This window comes from Clostridioides sp. GD02404, assembly GCF_045898275.1.
Classification (GTDB): domain Bacteria; phylum Bacillota; class Clostridia; order Peptostreptococcales; family Peptostreptococcaceae; genus Clostridioides; species Clostridioides difficile_A.
Map to the genome: position 1 here is coordinate 1 of NZ_JBJOCA010000079.1, position 372 is coordinate 372.

A 372-nucleotide genomic window follows, 5' to 3' on the forward strand; every position below is an offset into this window, starting at 1 on the left:
GTTTTATAAATTAACCTACTGTTTAATTTTCAAAGTTCTTTAAATTATTGTGGTGGGCCATCAGGGACTCGAACCCCAGACCTACCGGTTATGAGCCGGGCGCTCTAACCAACTGAGCTAATGGCCCACAATAATTTGTGGTGCCGAAGACCGGAATCGAACCGGTACGAGAGGTAAGTCCCGCAGGATTTTAAGTCCTGTGCGTCTGCCAGTTCCGCCACTTCGGCACATCACCTGGCTATGTCCTACTCTCCCAGGCAGTTTCCCACCAAGTACCATCAGCGCTAGAGAGCTTAACTTCTGTGTTCGGAATGGGAACAGGTGTATCCTCTCTGCTATTATAACCAGATTATTGTCTAAATTTTCATTTAA

General features: G+C 46.2%; 2 tRNA genes and 1 rRNA gene. All 3 read right to left on the bottom strand.

The window, feature by feature from the left end:
- Positions 1–50 precede the first annotated feature (50 nt).
- Positions 51–127 (bottom strand) — tRNA-Ile (locus tag Q3287_RS19540).
- Positions 128–138: 11 nt separating this feature from the next.
- A tRNA-Leu gene (locus Q3287_RS19545) sits at positions 139–227 on the bottom strand.
- Positions 228–232: 5 nt separating this feature from the next.
- A 5S ribosomal RNA gene (rrf, locus tag Q3287_RS19550) occupies positions 233–349 on the bottom strand.
- Positions 350–372 lie beyond the last annotated feature (23 nt).